General features: G+C 61.9%; 15 protein-coding genes and 1 pseudogene. 11 read left to right on the top strand and 5 right to left on the bottom strand.

Annotated features, from left to right (window positions below):
* Positions 1-816 precede the first annotated feature (816 nt).
* Positions 817-2,487 (bottom strand): diguanylate cyclase GcbA, encoded by a 1,671-nt coding sequence (gene gcbA / locus HKK52_RS17110; protein ID WP_123510785.1) that lies wholly within the window; start codon positions 2,485-2,487, stop codon positions 817-819.
* A 430-nt stretch (positions 2,488-2,917) separates the two neighbouring features.
* Between gcbA and HKK52_RS17105 the strand changes: the two genes are divergently transcribed.
* The 6 genes and pseudogenes from HKK52_RS17105 (at position 2,918) to HKK52_RS17080 (ending at position 9,663) form a co-directional block, all read left to right on the top strand.
* Positions 2,918-3,985, top strand: a complete 1,068-nt coding sequence (locus HKK52_RS17105; RefSeq protein ID WP_149660676.1) for a DUF2333 family protein — start codon at positions 2,918-2,920, stop codon at positions 3,983-3,985.
* Between the two features lie 3 nt (positions 3,986-3,988).
* A complete protein-coding gene (locus HKK52_RS17100) occupies positions 3,989-4,546 on the top strand; it encodes an NUDIX hydrolase (protein ID WP_169371803.1) in 558 nt (185 codons plus the stop codon).
* 280 nt (positions 4,547-4,826) lie between these two features.
* Entirely contained in the window at positions 4,827-5,198 is a 372-nt protein-coding gene (locus HKK52_RS17095) for a translation initiation factor Sui1 (RefSeq protein WP_169371802.1), read from the top strand.
* Positions 5,199-5,412: 214 nt separating this feature from the next.
* A complete protein-coding gene (gene speA, locus HKK52_RS17090; protein WP_149660678.1) occupies positions 5,413-7,326 on the top strand; it encodes an arginine decarboxylase in 1,914 nt (637 codons plus the stop codon).
* Between the two features lie 233 nt (positions 7,327-7,559).
* Positions 7,560-8,869 (top strand): annotated as a pseudogene (locus HKK52_RS17085) (contractile injection system protein, VgrG/Pvc8 family).
* On the top strand, positions 8,866-9,663 hold the full coding sequence (locus HKK52_RS17080; protein WP_169371801.1) for a DUF4123 domain-containing protein: 798 nt from the start codon (positions 8,866-8,868) through the stop codon (positions 9,661-9,663). The pseudogene HKK52_RS17085 and the gene HKK52_RS17080 overlap by 4 nt, the downstream one beginning before the upstream one ends.
* Here the strand turns inward: HKK52_RS17080 and HKK52_RS17075 are convergent, their stop codons facing one another.
* Together HKK52_RS17075 and HKK52_RS17070 are read right to left on the bottom strand one after the other, a co-directional pair.
* Entirely contained in the window at positions 9,664-11,013 is a 1,350-nt protein-coding gene (locus tag HKK52_RS17075) for an MATE family efflux transporter (RefSeq protein ID WP_169371800.1), read from the bottom strand. It lies immediately after the preceding gene.
* A 118-nt stretch (positions 11,014-11,131) separates the two neighbouring features.
* Positions 11,132-11,425, bottom strand: a complete 294-nt coding sequence (locus HKK52_RS17070) for a hypothetical protein (protein WP_169371799.1) — start codon at positions 11,423-11,425, stop codon at positions 11,132-11,134.
* Between the two features lie 195 nt (positions 11,426-11,620).
* On the opposite strand from HKK52_RS17070, the gene HKK52_RS17065 reads away from it, so the two are divergent.
* The 5 genes from HKK52_RS17065 to HKK52_RS17045 all read left to right on the top strand — a co-directional run bounded on the left by HKK52_RS17065 (position 11,621) and on the right by HKK52_RS17045 (position 16,082).
* A complete protein-coding gene (locus tag HKK52_RS17065) occupies positions 11,621-11,923 on the top strand; it encodes a MazG-like family protein (RefSeq protein ID WP_017336358.1) in 303 nt (100 codons plus the stop codon).
* Positions 11,923-12,672 carry a methyltransferase gene (locus HKK52_RS17060; RefSeq protein WP_169371798.1) on the top strand — a complete coding sequence of 250 codons (750 nt, stop codon included), beginning with the start codon at positions 11,923-11,925 and terminating at the stop codon, positions 12,670-12,672. Before HKK52_RS17065 ends, HKK52_RS17060 begins: the two co-directional genes overlap by 1 nt.
* 12 nt (positions 12,673-12,684) lie before the next feature.
* Positions 12,685-13,299 carry a DUF4136 domain-containing protein gene (locus HKK52_RS17055; protein ID WP_169371797.1) on the top strand — a complete coding sequence of 205 codons (615 nt, stop codon included), beginning with the start codon at positions 12,685-12,687 and terminating at the stop codon, positions 13,297-13,299.
* Between the two features lie 54 nt (positions 13,300-13,353).
* The gene (locus HKK52_RS17050; protein ID WP_169371796.1) at positions 13,354-13,908 is read left to right on the top strand and encodes a DUF4136 domain-containing protein; all 555 of its coding nucleotides are present in this window, start codon (positions 13,354-13,356) and stop codon (positions 13,906-13,908) included.
* Between the two features lie 197 nt (positions 13,909-14,105).
* Complete coding sequence (locus HKK52_RS17045) at positions 14,106-16,082, top strand: pilus assembly protein TadG-related protein (protein WP_169371795.1); 1,977 nt, start codon at positions 14,106-14,108, stop codon at positions 16,080-16,082.
* On the opposite strand, the gene HKK52_RS17040 is transcribed toward HKK52_RS17045, so the two are convergent.
* Complete coding sequence (locus tag HKK52_RS17040; protein WP_169371794.1) at positions 16,052-18,820, bottom strand: PAS domain-containing sensor histidine kinase; 2,769 nt, start codon at positions 18,818-18,820, stop codon at positions 16,052-16,054. The genes HKK52_RS17045 and HKK52_RS17040 overlap by 31 nt on opposite strands.
* The gene (locus HKK52_RS17035) at positions 18,817-19,257 is read right to left on the bottom strand and encodes a TadE/TadG family type IV pilus assembly protein (protein WP_169371793.1); all 441 of its coding nucleotides are present in this window, start codon (positions 19,255-19,257) and stop codon (positions 18,817-18,819) included. Before HKK52_RS17035 ends, HKK52_RS17040 begins: the two co-directional genes overlap by 4 nt.
* Positions 19,258-19,299: the final 42 nt, after the last annotated feature.

The raw sequence follows: 19,299 nt of genomic DNA, 5'->3' as shown, positions 1-19,299 counted from the left end.
TGGTCGCGGGTGCGCGCCAGTTCCGCCGGGTAGCGCGTCAGCAGACTGTTGAGTTCGCGCTTGAGGCCGACGCCGGCATCTTCGGCCACGGCTTTCTCGGTGTTCTCCAGGCCCATTAGCGAGGCGAAGTCATCGGTGTTCGATTCGCTGCTGCCGGTCACACCGAGCAACGGCAAGGCGTCCAACAACGCTGCCTGGGCGCGGATGTTGGCGACTTCGCGCTCGACATCGACGGCCAGTTCACTGCGACCGCTGCTGACCAGTTTGTCCCGGGCCAGGGACAGCTTGCCCAAATGCTGGGAGGCAGCGAGTAACGGCGTCAGGTAGGTTGAATTGGCGCTGGCGTATTGGCTGAGTTGGTCGAGGCTGGCGCCCAATTCGCGCTCGGCTTGCAACAACAGCGCTTGCGGGTCTCCGGCGAGTTTGCCAGCAGCCAGCAGGTCGGTCTTGCTGAATTCTTCAAGGCTCGACAGGCTCGGGCGCAAGGTCTCGGCCAAGGCCGGCGGCAGTTCGCTGAGTTCTTTTTGCAAACCGTCGATGGCTTGGCCAGCGCTGCTCAAGCGCAGGGCATCGCCGCTGGACAGGTAGTCCTCGACGTTGCGCGCCACTTCATTTTGAAATTGCTGGGACAAACCCAAGTAGCGCTCCATCAACAGATAAGGGCGCTCCAGGGCTTTTTGCGACCACCACAGCGTGGCGCCGAGGGCGACGCACACGGCGACCAGCAGGAGGGTATTGAGGTTGGTCAGCAGCTTCAGGCGCATAACGGGTCTACCAACGGCAGAATGGTAAGCGCCTGAATTTATTGCGTTTGTATTACAGGGTTATGACCGACTCGGTGGATTCCGATGAAAAAGTGGCACTTTGCTTTGACGCCCGCGCGGCTTGCACGCGGTTGCGTCCGGCGTCCTTGGCGCGGTACAGCGCCTCGTCCGCCTGGCTGGCCATCATCAGGCTGTCGGAATCTTCCCGCAGCTCGACCACCCCGGCGCTGAAGGTGCACCAAAGGTCCTGGGGCTGGGCCGGGTAGTGAATTTCGGCAAAGCGCTGACGGATTTCGTCGAGCACCTTGTGGGCCGATTCGACATCGGTGTCGGGCATGACAATGGCGAACTCTTCACCGCCGTAACGGCCAATGAAGTCGGTCTTGCGCAGCCGTTGCTTGAGAAACAGCGCCAGACTCTTGATCACCCGGTCGCCCATGGGGTGGCCGTGGCTGTCGTTGACCCGTTTGAAATGGTCGATGTCGAGCATTGCAAAGCTGAGCGGCTTGTTCTCGCGACGGGCGCGGAACGAGCAGTCCTCGAGCAATTGCAGAATGTGCGTGTGGTTGTACAGACCGGTGAGGCTGTCGCGGACCATCCGCGCTTTCAGGTTGCGCGCACGGGCGGCGCGGTTGCGCACGGTGGTGATCAGGTGCCGGGGCTTGATCGGCTTGGTCAGGAAGTCATCGCCGCCTTCGCTCATGGCGTCGAGTTGCTTGTCCAGGTCGTCTTCGGCCGACAGATAAATGATCGGCACGCTGACGTAACGGTCGTTGTGGCGGATCACTTTGGCCAGTTCCGTACCGGTGCAGGCTGGCATGTACATGTCGAGGATGATCAGGTCGGGCTGGAAATCCGCCAGTTCGGCCATGGCCTGGATCGGTTCGATCAAGGTCCGCGTGACGATCCCGGCGCTGTTGAGCAGGCGCTCGGTGTGCAAGGCCTGGGCGCGGGAGTCGTCGATGATCAACACTTTGTAGGGTTCGTACTGGGCGACGCAGGTCAGGACTTCGATTTTCTCCAGCAGGCTCGAGGCTTCGAGGGTGCCGGTGAGGAATTCCTGGCCACCGGCGCGCACGGCGGCGAGGCGGGTCGGGGTGTCGGTTTCGAGCAGGCTGAAAAACAGCAGCGGCAGCGGTTCGTCGAGGCCGACCTGGGCTTCGGCGGCAAGTTTAAGACCGATGCCGGGGCCGCTGAAGTCCACGTCCATGACAATCGCCGCGGGCAAGCGCTCGACCATCGAAGAGCGAAACGCCGACACGCTGTCCAGGGATTGGGCGCTGAGGCCGAAGAATTCCAGTTGTTTGGCCAACCGCTCGGCGCGATCGTGATCTTGCAGCATCACGTAGATCGGCTTGCGCAGCGGCGGCAGGAAAGTCTGGTCCAACTGATCGCCGTGACGCAGGCCGGTGCGGGACAGGCGTTGCATCAAACGGTTGAGGTCAGTGATCAGGCCGCTGCTCAGGCGTCCGCGATTGGCGTCCACCGCTTCCAGCGACTGGCCGATGTGGCGCGCCAGTTGCGAGTGTTCCGGCTGTTCGAAGCGCTCGGCAAAGCGCAGCAGGCGCAGGTTGGCCTCGCTCAGCTCGGATAAATCGGTGGTGGACCACTCGCTGCGTTGCAGGCGCTGCCATATCTCAAGAATTTGACGTGCCTGATGAATTACCCGCTGGGCAAAGTGGTGCTTGAGGCGCTCACGGCTGGGGTCTTCTGGCTCGGTCATATCCTGACTACTAGTTAGGGTGCATGCTGAGGTCGACTGGTGGCTCTATGCTAGCACCTCTTTTCAATCACATGAGTGTCGTACGTCAATAATCTGCAAAGCGACCTCATTCAGTTCCTGACCAGGCGGTCGAGAACGATCCGTGTAGCAGCTGCCGAAGGCTGCGTTCGGCGGCGAAGCCGTCGTGAAATCAGACAACGCGGTGTTTCAGGAAAATCTCGCGCTCAGGTTTTACGACGGCTGCGCCGCCGAACGCAGCCTCGCGGGCTCGGCAGCTGCTACAAGGCTGTGCTTCATTTATAGTGGCGCCTCGATCGCTGCGATTGTATGGCACGCTGTTTCGCGCAGGATTTAGGCGCGGCAAAAAGCGGCACGATGGCGTAGGGTTGTGGTCGAACCGATGAACTCAAGTGATTGAAAGGATATCGCCATGCTGGACTGGAAGAACCGCGCGGGCAGCGCACCTGAACGTGCCGCTGAACCGAAATCGGCCACCCGCAGCTACGTCAGCGGCCTGTTGTTCAGCCGGGCGCTGGCCACCCTGATTGCCATTTACCTGTTGGTGACCATTGGCCTGGGCTGGTACTGGAGCGAAGAGCCTGCGCTGTTTCCGGTCCAGCAAAACGCCCAGGTCGCTGCCGAGCAACAAGGCAAGCAAATGGTCGTCGGCTACACCACGGTGGAAACCCTCAAGACCGTTGCCGGTACCTTGCTGACCAAGCCGGGCGGCTACATTTCCAACGACCGCTTCCCGCCGGGCCTGTGGATGGACAACATGCCGAGCTGGGAATATGGCGTGCTGGTCCAGGTCCGCGACCTGACCCGCGCCCTGCGTAAAGACTTCGCACGCTCGCAGTCGCAATCGGCGGAAGACTCGGACCTGGCCAAGGCCGAGCCGCGTTTCAACTTCGATAACAAGAGCTGGATCTTGCCGTCCAGTGAGTCGGAGTATCAGGAAGGCATCAATTCCCTGAGCCGCTACCAGGCGCGCCTGTCCGATCCGTCGCAGAAAAACGCGCTGTTCTACGCCCGCGCCGACAACCTGAACAACTGGCTGGGCGATGTCGGGACCCGTCTGGGTTCGCTGTCGCAACGTCTGTCGGCCAGCGTTGGCCGGGTCAAGCTCAACACTTCGCTGAAAACCGAAGTGGTGGTGCCAGGCCAGGTACCACAGGTTGACGAAGAAATCGTCGAAACCCCGTGGATGCAGATCGACAACGTGTTCTACGAAGCGCGCGGCCAGGCCTGGGCCTTGTCCCACCTGCTGCGCGCCATCGAAGTCGACTTCGCCGACGTGTTGGCGAAGAAAAACGCCACGGTCAGCGTGCGCCAGATCATTCGTGAACTGGAAGCCTCGCAAGAGCCGGTCTGGAGCCCGATGATCCTCAACGGCAGCGGCTTCGGGGTCTTGGCCAACCACTCGCTGGTCATGGCCAACTACATTTCTCGGGCCAACGCGGCGGTGATCGATTTGCGTCAACTGCTTAACCAGGGCTGAGTCATGGTCGATAACGCCAGGGAGGCCGCCCATCGCGCGGCCTCGGATGCCGAACAGATCGCCTGGGTCGACGAGCAGGACAACCTGCTCGGCGGCCTGGTCCGCCGCGACTTGCGCGAACGCGGGCTGATCGGGCGCGGCACCTACATCATGCTGTTCAACTCGGCCGGTGAACTCTGCGTACACCGGCGCACCCTGAGCAAAGCCATTTATCCCGGTTACTGGGACGTGGCGGCGGGGGGCATGGTGCAGGCGGACGAGAGTTACGCCGAGTCAGCCGCCCGTGAGCTGGAAGAAGAGTTGGGGGTGAGCGGTGTGGAACTGACCGCCCATGACCATTTTTTCTTCGAAGACACCGGTAATCGCCTCTGGTGTTCGGCGTTTTCGGCGGTGTGGGACGGCCCGTTGATCCTGCAGCCGGAAGAAGTGCTTGAAGCGCGCTTTATTCCGATCGATCAGGTGATGCTGGAAATTACGCAAAAGCCTTACTGCCCGGACTCTTTGGCCGCGTTGAAGCGTTATCTGCGGGCTCAGCAAACCGACGTCGCAAAACAGCTATAAATTGGCGCCGATTGGCTCTTAGCAAGTCGGCTTTTTGCCGTTACACTGCGCGACCTTTTCAAGCTGAACCGACATTGCTCTTTGTAGGAGCGAAGCTTGCTCGCGAAGACGGCGGCACATCCGGAATGGATGTACCTGACACACCGCTTTCGCGAGCAAGCTTCGCTCCTACAGGGTTTACCGGTTCAGTAGCGCTGCCCCTGCCTGAGTGGGGCTTCGCGGTCGATGGCGCCTGCCCAGGTTGCCGCGGCCAGTCTTTGTCCTCCCAAGAGGATTGCCGGTGGCCAAAAAAGCCGCATCCTTCGCCGCCCTTGGTGGCCTGGTATTTTCCACCGACGCAGGTCGTCATTGCCCGGATTGCAGCCAACCGGTGGATGCCTGTATCTGCAAACAAACCGTGATCCCGGCCGGCGACGGCATTGCTCGCGTGCGTCGCGAAAGCAAGGGCCGTGGCGGCAAGACGGTGACCACCATCACCGGCGTGCCGCTGGCCCTCGATGCGCTCACGGCCCTGGCGACCACGTTGAAGAAGCGTTGCGGCACCGGTGGGGCGTTGAAAGACGGCATCATCGAAATCCAGGGCGATCATGTCGAGCTACTCTTGGCCGAGCTGATCAAGCTGGGTTTCAAGGCGAAGAAGTCCGGCGGCTAGCAGCTTCTGTGAAAACCACCCTCGGCTTGACCCGGTCCTGACAGCAGGCCTGGCGTCGCCCACATGGTTTTCACAGAGCCTGTTCTGACTGGTTTCTAAACTCACTGCGCTCAGCGAGGTCTATCCCCTCGTTGACGAACCGTCATTTTCATTCTTTAGACTGCGCCGGCCTGAACCCAGGCGACGCTCTATGACTTCTTTATAGGGGACTTCAATGTCCGTAAGACGCACACGCAAAGACGATGGCAGCCAATGGACAGTTGCGGACAGCCGCAGTGTTTACGGGATCCGCCATTGGGGGGCCGGATATTTCGCGATCAATGACGCCGGTCGCGTCGAAGTTCGTCCGAACGGTCCGACCAGTTCGCCTATCGACCTGTTCGAGCAAGTCGACCAGCTGCGCAAAAGCGGTTTGTCCTTGCCATTGCTGGTGCGTTTCCCGGATATCCTGCAAGACCGCGTGCGTCAGCTGACCGGCGCCTTCGATGCCAACATCGAGCGCCTGGAATACCAGAGCAAATACACCGCGCTGTACCCGATCAAAGTGAACCAGCAAGAAGCGGTGATCGAGAACATCATTGCCACGCAGGACGTGTCCATCGGCCTCGAAGCCGGTTCCAAGCCTGAGCTGCTGGCGGTGCTGGCACTGGCGCCGAAGGGCGGCACCATCGTTTGCAACGGTTACAAGGACCGCGAGTTCATCCGCCTGGCGCTGATGGGCCAGAAGCTCGGCCACAACGTGTTCATCGTGATCGAGAAAGAATCCGAAGTTGAGCTGGTGATCGAAGAAGCGGCCTCGCTGAAGGTCAAGCCTCAGGTTGGCCTGCGCGTGCGCCTGTCGTCCCTGGCCTCGTCCAAGTGGGCGGACACCGGTGGCGAGAAATCCAAGTTTGGTCTGTCGGCGGCGCAACTGCTGTCGGTGGTCGAGCGTTTCCGCGCGGCGGGCCTGGATCAGGGCATTCGCCTGTTGCACTTCCACATGGGCTCGCAGATCGCCAACCTGGCGGACTACCAGCACGGTTTCAAGGAAGCGATCCGCTACTACGGCGAACTGCGCAACCTCGGCCTGCCGGTGGACCACATCGACGTCGGCGGCGGTCTGGGCGTGGACTACGACGGTACGCACTCGCGTAACGCCAGTTCGATCAACTACGACATGGACGATTACGCCGGTGTCGTGGTCGGGATGCTCAAGGAATTCTGCGACGCGCAGAGCCTGCCGCACCCGAACATCTTCTCCGAGAGCGGCCGCTCCCTGACCGCCCACCACGCCATGCTGGTGGTGCAAGTGACCGACGTCGAGAAGCACAACGACGACGTGCCGAAGATCGAGAACAAGGAAGAGCTGCCGGAAACCGTGCAGTGGCTGGTTGACCTGCTGGGTCCGACCGACATCGAGATGGTCACCGAAACCTACTGGCGTGCCACGCACTACATGAGCGACATCGCCGCCCAGTACGCCGATGGCAAGCTGACCCTGGCGGAAAAAGCCCTGGCCGAGCAATGCTACTTCGCCGTATGCCGTCGCCTGCACAACTCGTTGAAGGCGCGTCAGCGTTCGCACCGCCAGGTGCTCGACGAACTCAACGACAAGCTCGCCGACAAGTACATCTGCAACTTCTCGGTGTTCCAGAGCCTGCCGGACACCTGGGCCATCGGCCAGGTATTGCCGATCCTGCCGCTGCACCGTCTCGACGAAGAGCCGATGCGCCGCGCGGTGCTGCAAGACCTGACCTGCGACTCCGACGGCAAGATCAAGCAATACGTCGACGAGCAGAGCATCGAGACCAGCCTGCCTGTGCACGGTTTGAACGAAGGTGAAGACTACCTGCTGGGGATCTTCCTGGTCGGCGCCTATCAGGAAATCCTCGGCGACATGCACAACCTGTTCGGTGACACCGACTCGGTGAACATCTACCAGAACGCCGACGGCAGCGTGTACCACGCCGGGATCGAGACTCACGACACCATCGAAGACATGCTGCGCTACGTGCACTTGTCGCCGGAAGAGTTGATGACCCACTACCGCGACAAATGCGCCAGTGCACGCATCACCGCGGCCGAGCGCACGCAGTTCCTCGACGCACTGCGCCTGGGCCTGACCCGTTCGTCTTACCTGTCCTCTTGAGGTAAGGCACTGCTCCCATCGGGTTGTCTGAAAATGTTCCGTACACCGCGGAAATTTCAGATGGCCTGATGGGACATTTCTCTATTTTCATGCGAAATCACTCATATCAACCGCTACTAAGGCGATCTGGTCTTCTTTTCGCGTAGGTCATTTCCTAAGTTGTACTTCAGCTCTCTACTCGGCCATGTCTCTCAGCGAGAATCCCCGGCCGCCCCTCCTGTAGAGAATCGCCGATGTTCGATCCAGTCAACGAGCCGTCCTTTCGGCTGGATGTAGCGGGCCTGCCCGACGCCTTTGAGGTCCTGGCCTTTACCGGCAGTGAAGCCATCAGCGAGCCGTTTGCGTTCGAGGTGGATTTGCTGATCGATGACCCGACACTCGACCTTGCCAGCCTGCTTTATCGCGGGGCGTTCTTGCAGTTTGAAGCCTCGGGAAACGGTATCCACGGGCAATTGCATGAACTCGTCCAGCGTGAACATGGCGCCTTGTCCCGGCTGTGTCGTGTCCGTCTGCGGCCGAAACTGGCGTGCCTGGCCCAGCGTTTCAGCCGGCGTATCTTCAGCGCGCGTTCGGTGCCGCAGATTCTTCGCCAGGTGCTCAAGGAGCACGGCATTGCCGGCAAGGACTGGCGTCTGGCGTTGAGCGACGATTACCCGCCCCGGGATTTCTGCACGCAATACCGTGAGTCGGACCTGCAATTTTTCCAGCGTTTGTGCGCCGAAGAGCGTCTTCACTACCACTTCGAGCATTCCAGTCGCGGCCACTGTTTGATCATTGGTGACGATCAGGGGCTCGCGCGCCGTGCAGAAACGCTGGTGTTCCCGGGCGAAACCGAGCCGTGCGCAGTGTCTTGGTTCGAGGTGCAAGCCGGAGTGCAGACGACACCGGTCGCCGAAGGTTGTACCGCGCTGACGACGCTGCGCAGTGGACAACTCATGCCAGTGGCCGGGCATCCGGTCAGTGAGTGGAATGCTATGTGGCGGTTGATTGAGGTTGAGCACCGGGGTGGGCAGGAGCCGCTGTTTGCCTATTCCAACACGATACGCGCGGTGCCGTGGCAGGCGCCTTGGGTGGCAGCCCACGGGCCGGCGAAACCCAGGATGCTCAGCCTGCAACGGGCCTGGGTTGTCGATGTTGAAGAAACCCGGCCCGATCCATCTCGTCCCGTGGCTGTGCAGTTCGACTGGCTCTATCAGGGCGAAGGCGCAAAACCGGATCACTGTTGGTTGCCGTTGGCCCCCGAACTGGACAACGCGGCTTCTTCGCAGTGGGGGCGGGGGCCGAGGTGGTGGTCAGTTTCATCGAGGGCGATCCGGATCAACCGTTGATCACCGGGTTGCTTCAGGGCCCGCCTTGCGCCAGCGAGCCTGAAGTGCCGAGCCCGGTGCAGCCTGAACCGGAAGGTTTACTGGCCTTGCTGCGATCGAGCGAACCCTTGCTGCTGCTCTGCCTGCTGCCCGGCGGCGGCAGTTTCAGTCATTGTCGGGAATCGGTCTGCACTTGTCGGGCGGTAACGCTGTTTGGTCAGAGCGGTGCGGCATGATCGGCGCTCAGACGCCCGACCCGACCTCGCAATGGCTATTGCTGGATGAGCCCGGTGTCCCTGGCGCGGCGGCCATGCTGCAGCGGCGATTTACCGATGTGCCCTGGTTCTGGTTGTTCGAAGACACTGAGTTGCATCCGTTGCGCGAGCAAGGACCGGCCTTGATCGAGCTGCAGGATTGCCCGGCGCTGATCGAGCTTTGCTACCGTGAGCCGCACACCTGGCAAGGTTTGCTGCTGGTCAGCGAGGCATCGCCGGCGCCGCTGCTGGCGCATTTGCGGCGCATGCTCACGGTGACGCTCGGCGTCCATCACCGGGCGCTGCTGAGCTATTACAACCCGCACTGTGCCAGTTACTTCTTCGATGCCTGCGATGCCGAGGAACTGAGTCGCTGGCTCGGCCCGATCAGTCAGTTGCGCTGGTTCGGCGGGACTTGGGCCGACCGGGCGATTGGCAGCCAGGGCTGGCAGCAGTTGCTCAATCCAGGACTTGCGGTCAGTCCGCTGGCGGTCGAAGAAAACCTCAGCCCTCGCCAGCGGGAAAAACTGCAAACCTGCTTGCTGGAGCAACACACCTGGCACTGGAGCCGATCCACCGGTACCGACTACAACCGCCTCTGGTCCCATGTGCAGGAAGGCCTGGCGCTGGGCTTCAGCGAACGCCCGGTGCTGGATGGCTGGTTGTGGCTGCGCTTGCAGCACCCCGGCGCGTTGCCGACGCAGCCCTTGCCGGGGCTGAGCCAGCAGGAGCGTCTCGATCACCTGCGCAACCGCTGGCAGGGCGGGCAACCCTGATTACCGATGCGTGCCGGCGAACCAGCCATCGTTCTGGCGCAGGAGCCAGGCAAACACACCAAGCGTCAGGCTGCGCAGCAACATGAACAGTAGAAAGGTTATCCACAGCCCGTGGTTGCCCAGACCTTGCAACGCCCAGGCAAAGGGCAGCAACAGCAGCATGGTCAACAGCATGCCGTTGCGCATTTCCCGGGCGCGGGTGGCGCCGATGAACAACCCGTCCAGCAGGTAACTCCAGACCGCGATCAGCGGCAGGGCGGCGAGGTAGGGCAGGTAGATGAACGCCGTGTCACGTACGCTCTGGATGTTGGTTTGCATCTCGATGAACAAGTGTCCGGCGAATAGAAACAGCGCGGCAAAGCCCAGGCTGGCGATCAACGACCAACCAGCGGCGACCACCAGTGAGCGGCGCAGAGAATCGCGATCCCGGGCGCCGATGGCGTGGCCGCACAGGGCTTCCACGGCGTGGGCCAGACCATCGAGGGCGTGGGCGGTCAATAGCAAACCGTTGAGCAGCAGCGCGTTGGCCGCGACCGTGGCGTCACCGAGCCGCGCGCCTTGTACGGTGATCAGAAAAAACACCGATTGCAGCACCAGGCTGCGGATGAAAATGTCGCGGTTGACCGCCAGCAGCGGGCGCCAGCTCTGCCACAACGCGAGGGCGGCCCAGGCGATGTGCCCGGGATAGGCGCGCAAGGCCTTGCGGGTCATCAACAGGCCGATCAGCGCACCGGTCCATTCGGCAATCACCGACGCTCGGGCGGCACCGACCACGCCCCAGTCCAGCCCGAGGACGAACCACAGGTTCAGCGCGATGTTCACCAGGTTGGTGCCCAGCAGAATTACCAGCGGTGCCCGCGCATTCTGGGTGCCGAGGAACCAGCCCACCAACGCATAACTGGCCAGCGCGGCGGGCAGGCCAAACAAGCGGGTGTGGAAAAATTCGCGAGTCAGTTGATCCAGTTCCGCCGACGGTTGCATGAAGTGCAGCGCCACGCCGCTCAACGGAATCCCCGCCGCTCCCAACACGATGGCCAGGCCCATGGCCAATAACAGGCCCTGCAACAAAATCTGCCGCAACGCCGTGCCATCCCCACGCCCGGCCGCTTGTGCGGCAAAACCGGTGGTGCCCATGCGCAGGAAACCCATGCCCCATGCCAGGAAGGTATACAGGCTGGCGCCCACCGCAACGGCGCCCAGTTGATGGGCGTGGGGCAAGTGACCGATGACGGTGCTGTCGACCAGCGCCACCAGCGGTACGGAAATGTTCGAGAGGATCATGGGCGCGGCGAGGGCCCAGACCTTGCGATGGGTCGGGCGGTCGCGCCAGTCGGCGATCAGGTTGGACATGCAGGCTCCTTGGGGAGCGGGCATTGTAACGACAGTTTGCGATGATCGTTCCCACGCTCTGCGTGGGAATGACTCCCGGGCTGCATGCCCACGCAGAGCGTGGGAACGATCAGGGGTGCTAGTGGATGATCCAGCTAAGCAACCAGAGCCCCAGCAACAACCAGATGATCCCCATGATGATCGACGCATTCATGAACGCCCGGATCGCCGACCATAACAGCATCAGCCCGATGATCAGCGCGATGATGCTGATGATCGATGTGTCCATGCCCAGCGTCCGGGACAGCCCTTCGACAAAGTTGGCGCCCGCGTGGCTGAGGATGTTGAACAGGCCACTGAGGCCGTCGACGATAAAGCGGATGACCGAACCGAGTGCCTGGCCGAGCCATTCAAAGAAACTTTCTACCTGCATGTGGGCGTCCTGATGATTGTGGTGGCAAGGTTGCCGCGCCTGACTTGGGCCGCGGATCGTAGTGCCGAGTTCCCTACTAGCATAGAGGGTTTGGATCGTCCCCACGCAGAGCGTGGGAACGATCAGCGCAGGAAAACGCTGGCACTTGCCTTCACTGCCCATCCCCCCGAAGCTATACGCCTTCAGGAGAGCCCGATGAACCTTGTTGAACTGACCGAACGCCTGCACGCCATCCGCGACCGCAATGACTGGCGGCAATTTCACAGCCCGAAAAACCTGGCCATGGCCGCGAGCGTGGAAATGTCCGAGCTGGTGGAAATCTTCCAGTGGTTGAGCGAAGACCAGTCACGCCAATTGCCGGCCGACAAACTGGCCCACGCCGGGCAGGAAGTCGGCGACATCGTGCTCTATCTCTTATTGCTGTGCAGCGAGTTGGGGTTGGACATGAACGAAGTGGTGCGCAGCAAACTCGCGGACAGCGAACGGCGGTTCAGCTGATGAGCGACCGTCATTTCGATCAATTGGCGACCCGTTTCGCGGAAAAAATCTACGGCGGGGCCAAAGGCGCGATTCGCCTGGCCGTGCTGCAAGCCGACCTGGCCGAAACCCTGCCGGACCGTCCGCTGCGCGTCCTCGACATTGGCGCTGGCCTCGGCCATATGTCGCTGTGGCTGGCCCAGCGCGGGCATGACGTGACCCTCGCCGAACCCGCCGCACCAATGCTCGAAGGCGCGCGCCAACGCTTCGCCGACGCCGGGCAGAGCGCGACCTTCATTCAGGCGCCGTGGCAGGATCTGCTCGGCCAGCTCACCGAACCCTACGACCTCGTGCTGTGTCACGCCGTGCTGGAATGGCTGGCCGAACCCCACGCGATCCTGCCGGTATTGCATCAACTCACGACCAAGGAGGGCTGGTTATCCCTGGCCTTCTATAACCGCGACGCGCTGATCTACCGCAACCTGCTCAAGGGCCACTTCCGCAAAATGCGCAAGAACGACATGGCCGGCGAGAAGCAGAGCCTGACCCCGCAACAGCCGCTTGATCCGCGGGAACTGGCGGCGCAACTTGAAGGTATGTGGCAGGTCGAAACCCAGAGTGGGGTGCGGGTTTTTCACGACTACATGCCGGTGGAATTCCAGGCCCGCGCCGAACTGGTGGACTTGCTCGAAATGGAACTGGCCCACCGTCGTCACCCAAGCTTCGCCGGGCTTGGGCGTTACTTGCACTGGATCTGTCGGCCGATCTGATCGGAGAACAACATGAACGCGCGTTCAGGGTTACTGCTGATGTGTCTGGGGTTGGCCGCCTGCCAGGGCAGCAACCCTTATGTGGCGACGTCCAATCCCTTGCCGCCGGCGCCAGCGCAAGCGGCGAATACTTTCGACCGCAGCGCCTACCCGGCACCGCCCCGGGACTATGGGCGCTACCGCAGTTGGGCCTGGCTCAACGGGCAACTGCCGCCGGGTTCGGCCTGGGCGGATTCGGCGCAAGTGGCCGAAGCGGTCAGCAGCGCCCTCGATCAGCGCGGCTTGCGGCCATTGCACGACAATCGCCCGGCCGACCTCTTTGTCAGCGCCAACCTGCATCTGGAAACCCGCTTGCGTCAGGTTCAGGACGATTACGGTTACTACGGCGGTGGATATGGCGGCTACAACCGCTACGGCAATGGTTATGGCATGTACAACAGCGTGCCGATCGTCCGTACGTATCAGGAACAGGTCGTGGTAGTGCGCGTCGATCTGTTCGACGCCGGCACCGGTCAACCGGTGTGGAGCGCCAGCGCCGAGACCGGCAATCAGGGTAACCAGAGCCAGCGCGTCGATGCGATACGGGAGGCTGTGGAAAAGGCGATGTCGGCGTATCCTCCAAGCTAGCTTCTGTAGATAAGAAGCATTCCCAAGGTTCATGTCTTCAATTGGAGAACCATCATGTTCCGCCGTCTCGCAATACTGACCGTGGCCGCACTGCTCAGTGCCTGCGCCCACCAGGTCAATAATGACTTCGACGCCAGCCGCGACTTCGCCGCTTATCGCAGCTGGAGCTGGAAAGAACCCGCCCTGCAATACCGCCCCGATGATCCTCGGATCAAAAGCGATTTGACCGAACAGCGCATTCGCCAGGCAGTGGCCGATCAACTGGATCAACGCGGTTTGCGCCCGGCCGCCGGGGGCCAGAAGGGTGAGGTGAACGTGCAGGCCTACCTGATCGTCGAAGACCGTCAGCAACAAGTGACCACCAATTACGGCGGCGGTTGGGGCGGCCCATGGAACGGCTATTGGGGCGGCCCGATGTACAACGAAACGCGCAACGTCAGCTACAAAGTGGCGACCATCCAGATCGACCTGCTCGACGGCAAGGACGGCAAACTGGTGTGGCGCGGCAGCGACGAGCAAATACTCAGCAGCACCCCCAACCCGGCGGATCGCAGCAATGCGGTGCGCGAAACAGTGGGCCGGATCCTGGCCAACTACCCACCCAGATAAACCCCCTGACCCTGTAGGAGCGAAGCTTGCTCGCGAAGGCGTCGGCACATCCAAAACGGATGTGCCTGACACACCGCTTTCGCGAGCAAGTTTCGCTCCTACAGGTTTTGTGTGGCCAGCAACCTCGCCAACCCTTGTCTACACTGCATTTCACCAATGGAGGCAGCACAAGGTGTGCGCCGGCGAAGGAGTGCGCGATGTCGCAGTTTCGCGGCCCGGTCCGGCAACGGGGGGCTATCGGTTTGATCGCGGCGCTGACCCTGGGCATGGCCCTGGTGTTCCTGCTGCTGGTGGTCGATAGCGGTCGGCTGTACCTGGAAAAACGCAACCTGCAACGGGTGGCAGACATGGCGGCCCTGGAGGCGGCCAGCCGGGGTGGCGATTGCGCCGCCGCTGCCACGGCCACCACCTATGCCACCGCCAGTGCGACGCGCAACGGTTTCATCCTTCCCGACCCCACTCGCACCCTGGCCGTCACTTGCGGCGCCTTGACTCTGGACGCCAACAACCTGCGGGTCTTCGGCGCCGATCCGAGTAAAAGCGAAGCCATTCGAGTGATCGCCAGCCATGCGGTCCCGCGCAGCATTGCCGGTGGCATCGGCGCGCTGTTCGGCGGCGCGCCCGCCGGATCGACCCTTAACCTGAGCGCCACCGCCGTCGCTGCGTTACCGCCGCCAGTGGCATCGCTGACCATTCGCAGTACCTTGCTGAGCGTTGATACCAGCAAGTCCGCCATGCTCAACGCACTGTTCGGTGGCTTGCTCGGTGGCAACCTCAATATCAGCGTCGCGGGCTGGAACGGCTTGATCAATACCAACATCAACCTGCTCGGTTACCTGGACCGCTTGAAGATAGACCTTGGCCTGACCGCCGCTGGTTATGACCAGGCGTTGGGCGCCACTGTCGATGTCAGCCAATTGATCCAGACCGCCATCAATGTGCTGGACCCCGGCGGCACGCTGGGGGCGACCGTGACCATCGCCAGTTTGCAAGCACTGAAGGTTGCGGCGGGTACCACCAAGGTGATGCTGGGCAATCTGCTGCATGTCGAGGCGGGGAGCAACATCACGGCGCTGGCGACCAACCTCAAGGTGTTCGATCTGGTGGAGTCATTGGTGCAACTGGCCAACAAGAAAAACGGCCTGGTGGCGACCCAACAAATCAACCTCGCGGGGCTGGCGCAAATCACGGCCCGGGTGCAGGTGCTGGAACCGCCGCAGTTGTCGGCCATCGGCAACCCGAAAAATGCGGCGCTCGCGCCGTTGGGCCCCAATCGGATTTATGTGAAAACCGCCCAGGTGCGCACACTGCTGTCGATCAATTTACCGGTGCTGGACGCCATTACCCCGCTGGTCAATGCAGTGGCCGATCTGGCCGGGCCGTTGACCAATACGCTCAACGCCTTGCTCAACCTTAATCTGGTCGGCGTGCTCGATTCGCTCACCTGCCTGTTGGGTGTGCCCTGCCAGACGCCCGACATCATCGTGCTGCAGGCGCCGATCCGCCTCGATGTGGCGCTGGACGTCGCCAGCGCCAACAGCTACGTCACCGCCTACAGCTGCGTCAGTCCTACCAGCAAAACCCTGACCACCAACACCAGCACGTCATTGGTGAACCTGAAAATCGGCACGATCGATCCGGCCACGGCATTCGGCAGCAATATCACGCCGCCAACGGTGGTCGCGCAGCCGTTGAAGGTGATCGATATCGGCGTGAAAACCTGCCAGCGCTTCCTGCTGATACTGCCGTTCAACTGCACCCAGCGTACGCCGGGCGTCGGCGGTGGGCTCAGTATCTCGGCCAATACCACCGTGGGCGCGAACGCCAACATGCCCCACGTCTATGCTGCGCCGGCCGCCGCCAACCTGCCGGAAATCAACCAGCCACCGTTCTATTATTCCTTCGCCACCACCAACGTGGTCAGCAGCCTGAACGACACCCTGAACAACATCCAGCTCAACATGTATGGCCCGTCGGGCAGTCTGGTCAGTGTGCTGGGGACGATCCTCAGTTCGGTCAAAACCTTGCTGGTCAACGCGATCAATAGCGTCCTCAGCCCCTTGCTCGATACGCTGATCAACACCTTGCTGGTGAGCCTGGGCATTGACCTGAACAAAGTCGATGTCGGCGCCAACCTCAGCTGTCATTCAGGACGTGCCACGCTGGTGATCTGATCGTCCGGGGCAATCGGCAACTCGATACAAAACCGCGCGCCCTCGGCCGAGTTGCGCACGCTCAAGCGGCCGCCCATGTTCTCGACGATGCCGTAACTCACCGACAACCCCAGCCCGGTGCCGACGCCCACCGGTTTGGTGGTGAAGAACGGTTCGAAAATCCGCTCCAGCAAGCGCGGATCGATGCCGCCGCCGTTGTCCTCGACCCACAGCCTCACCGACTGAGCATCGCGTTCGGCGTACACCGAGATCCACGGTTTGAATTCCCGGTCAGCCTCGCGCTTGCTGAGCAGCGCGTCCCGGGCGTTGACAATCAGGTTGATCAGCACCTGTTCCAGTTGATCGACATAACCGCGCACCTGCACGGTAAAACCGAGCTCGCTGACCCGCAGTTCCACGCCCTTGCCGCGCATGCCTTCGGCCAGCAGCGCCAGCGTGCCTTCGATGGCCTCGGCCGGGTTGAACGGATGCTGCTCGTTCTCGGAGCGGCGGCCGAACACGCGCATATGGTCAACGACCCGTGCCGCCCGTTGCACCTGCGCATCGATTCGCTTGAGTTTGTCGGTCAGGTAATCGATCTGCACATCGCCGTTGCCCAGGCGCTTGAGCACGTTGACGATGGCCATGCGCATCACGTTCAGCGGCTGATTGATTTCATGGGCCAGCCCCGTGGCCATTTCGCCGAGGGTGGCCATTTTTGCGCTTTGGGTCAGTTGCTGCTGGGAGCGGCGCACTTCCGTGTTGTCACGGCCCACGGCCTGGACTTCGAGCAAACGGCCCTGTTCATCGAACACTCCTCGATCCGACCAGACCCACCAGGCGTGTTCCCGTCCCGGCAATTGCAGGTTGATTTCCGCAGTGCTGACCGGGAGTTCCGGGCTCAGTTGCCCGATCCGCTGAAGGAAGGCTTCCCGTTGTTCCGGCGACATCCAACTGCCCAGATTCACCCCGGGCAGTTGTTCGGGCTGGCATTCCAGATACGTCGCCAGCGGCCGGTTGCCAAAGCTCAGGGTCAGGTCCGGGCGATAACGGCAGATCATCGCCGGGGAATCTTCCACCAGTATTCGATAGCGTTCTTCGCTCTGTTTCACCGCCTCGGCCGCCAGGGTTGCTTCGGTGACGTCCAGCCACAAACCGACGGCTTCCACCGGCAGGCCGAGGTCATCGCGCAGTAGCTTGGCTTCGTCGAGCAGCCAGTGATAATCGCCGCGACTGTCGCGCAGTCGATAGCGGGCGCGCACCGAGCCCTGACGTAACAACTGTCGGGTGCGTTCGAAGTAGCGCTCGCGGTCTTCGGGGTGAACCCGTTCCACCAGTGAGCCGTTGCTGATATCGGCCAGGTTCCAGCCCAGCAGCGGCAGCAGGCTGTCGCTGAAAAACGTCGGTTGCAGCGCCCCTTCGACGTAGCGTTGCACGTAGATCACCGCCGGTGAACTGGCGATCAGATTGTCCAGCCGCGCATGGGCCGCGGCGGCGTGTTGCTCCTGGTTCTTGATGTCGCTGATGTCGAGCATGAACCCCACCAGACGACGGTTTTGGCCGATGCCCAGGGCCTGGCCTTGCAGGCGATACCACGCGGCGCTGTGTGGCGCGTCGGGGTGATGCAGGCGCACGCACGAGACGAATGTCGTGCCTTCGTCGCGCAAGGTTTGCAGGTGGCTGCGCAGTTCTTCGCGGTCGGCAGGGTGGACCTGATCCAGCCAGTCGTGCAGCGGCAGTCGGCTGCTCGCCAAGTGCAAGGTATTGGCCAGCGACGGCGCCAGTTGCACCTCGGCCTGCGCGCTGAAAAGTTCCCACCAACCGGTACCGAGCAAGGCTTGCAACGACTCCAGCCGCTCCAGTTGCAAGTGATGCCAGTGTTCGCGCAAACGCTCCAGCAACGGGCCGGCGAGGGCGGCGCACAGTTGCAACCAATCGCGCTCGCTCAAGTCCGGCGCGTGTTGTTGCACCGGGTAGAAACCGCAGAGCAGCCAGGCGACCACACCCTGGGCATCGTGATAGGGCACGGCCAGGCCCTCGGCATTGCCGAACGTACTTTGCAGGCGTGGATGCTCAGTGAGGGTCATGCGCTGGGGCGCGGAGCCGCTCAAGCTGTCGAGGCCGGCGCCAAGGTGTTGCCCGGTCTGCCACAGCGCCGGGGCATCGAAGGCGGCAAATTGCTGGTGAACCTGCCAGCCTTCTTCGTGCTCGTCGAGCAAGGCCACGGCGAGGCACGGGATGTGGAAGCGTTGCGCCAGGCCTTGCAGTTGTTCTGTCAACACCTCGGGCAGGCGCGTCAGGCTGCACAAACGCAGTTGTTCGCTGATCTGCGTCGCCAGGAACTGGCAGTGTTCGCGGCTGCGCGCTTGCCGGCGCTCGAGTAACAAATCGCCGATGTCCATGAGCTGTAACAGCCAGGTGTCGGCCAACGGCTGGACCCAGCCGCGCAAGTGCAGGGGCTGGCCGCTGAGGCTGAAAAAATCCAGGTCCAGGCTCTGTCCCTGCCAGTCCTCAGGCTTGCCTTCGGCCACCAGGATGCTCTGCGGCATGAGGTAGTCAAGCAAGTGTGAGGTTTGCCCGGTGGGCATTTGCTGGGCCAACAGATGGCGCAGCGGACCGGTCAAGTGCAGCACCTGGCCCTCGGCATCCAGATGCACCTGCAAACCGATGCCGGGCATGCTCAGGGGCTCGGACGCGGGTGAGGAGGCCGGCGATTGGCGATTGAGCAGGCGCCCGAACAGCGTGTCTCCGGAACTCAAAATTGCAGGCTCGAACTGGCCGTCAGATTGGCCGGCAGATTGGGCACCGCGCCGATGCCCGGCAACACCAGGAACGGGATCACCTGATTCAACTTGGCGACTGGATAGGTGATGGTGACCTTGAGTACTCCGCCGCTGTAAGTAGCCGCGGTGTCGGTGGCCACATTGAAATTCAGGGCAGCGGGAATCCACGTCAGTTGCCGGGCCAGTTCGGTGGTCGCCAGGGCGGTGACGGCAGTGTTGTAGTTGGCGGTGCCTGGGTCCAGCGCTACGCTGCGGCGCACCGCCTCGGCGGTCGCCTGGTTGAATGACTGCATCAGCAACAGCGGCAGGCTGTAACTCACCAGCCCATAAAACACGGCAAAAAAGATCACGAACACCAAGGCGAACTCAATCGCGGCGGCGCCTTTTTGCTTGCGGGGGAGGCCTGCTTTCATGACTGCGTCTACCCTGACAATCACTGCGTAATATCAGCATAG

This window comes from Pseudomonas sp. ADAK2 (assembly GCF_012935755.1).
In the GTDB taxonomy this organism is placed as follows: Bacteria; Pseudomonadota; Gammaproteobacteria; order Pseudomonadales; family Pseudomonadaceae; genus Aquipseudomonas.
This window is presented reverse-complemented; position numbering and strand designations above follow the sequence as displayed.

Coding starts and splice junctions, on each gene's coding strand:
- HKK52_RS17060 (WP_169371798.1), top strand. CDS start 11,923: ATGAGCGACCGTCATTTCGATCAATTGGCGACCCGTTTCGCGGAAAAA.
- HKK52_RS17105 (WP_149660676.1), top strand. CDS start 2,918: ATGCTGGACTGGAAGAACCGCGCGGGCAGCGCACCTGAACGTGCCGCT.
- HKK52_RS17055 (WP_169371797.1), top strand. CDS start 12,685: ATGAACGCGCGTTCAGGGTTACTGCTGATGTGTCTGGGGTTGGCCGCC.
- HKK52_RS17065 (WP_017336358.1), top strand. CDS start 11,621: ATGAACCTTGTTGAACTGACCGAACGCCTGCACGCCATCCGCGACCGC.
- HKK52_RS17070 (WP_169371799.1), bottom strand. CDS start 11,425: ATGCAGGTAGAAAGTTTCTTTGAATGGCTCGGCCAGGCACTCGGTTCG.
- HKK52_RS17035 (WP_169371793.1), bottom strand. CDS start 19,257: ATGAAAGCAGGCCTCCCCCGCAAGCAAAAAGGCGCCGCCGCGATTGAG.
- HKK52_RS17045 (WP_169371795.1), top strand. CDS start 14,106: ATGTCGCAGTTTCGCGGCCCGGTCCGGCAACGGGGGGCTATCGGTTTG.
- HKK52_RS17100 (WP_169371803.1), top strand. CDS start 3,989: ATGGTCGATAACGCCAGGGAGGCCGCCCATCGCGCGGCCTCGGATGCC.
- HKK52_RS17050 (WP_169371796.1), top strand. CDS start 13,354: ATGTTCCGCCGTCTCGCAATACTGACCGTGGCCGCACTGCTCAGTGCC.
- HKK52_RS17080 (WP_169371801.1), top strand. CDS start 8,866: ATGATCGGCGCTCAGACGCCCGACCCGACCTCGCAATGGCTATTGCTG.
- gcbA (WP_123510785.1), bottom strand. CDS start 2,487: ATGACCGAGCCAGAAGACCCCAGCCGTGAGCGCCTCAAGCACCACTTT.
- HKK52_RS17075 (WP_169371800.1), bottom strand. CDS start 11,013: ATGTCCAACCTGATCGCCGACTGGCGCGACCGCCCGACCCATCGCAAG.
- speA (WP_149660678.1), top strand. CDS start 5,413: ATGTCCGTAAGACGCACACGCAAAGACGATGGCAGCCAATGGACAGTT.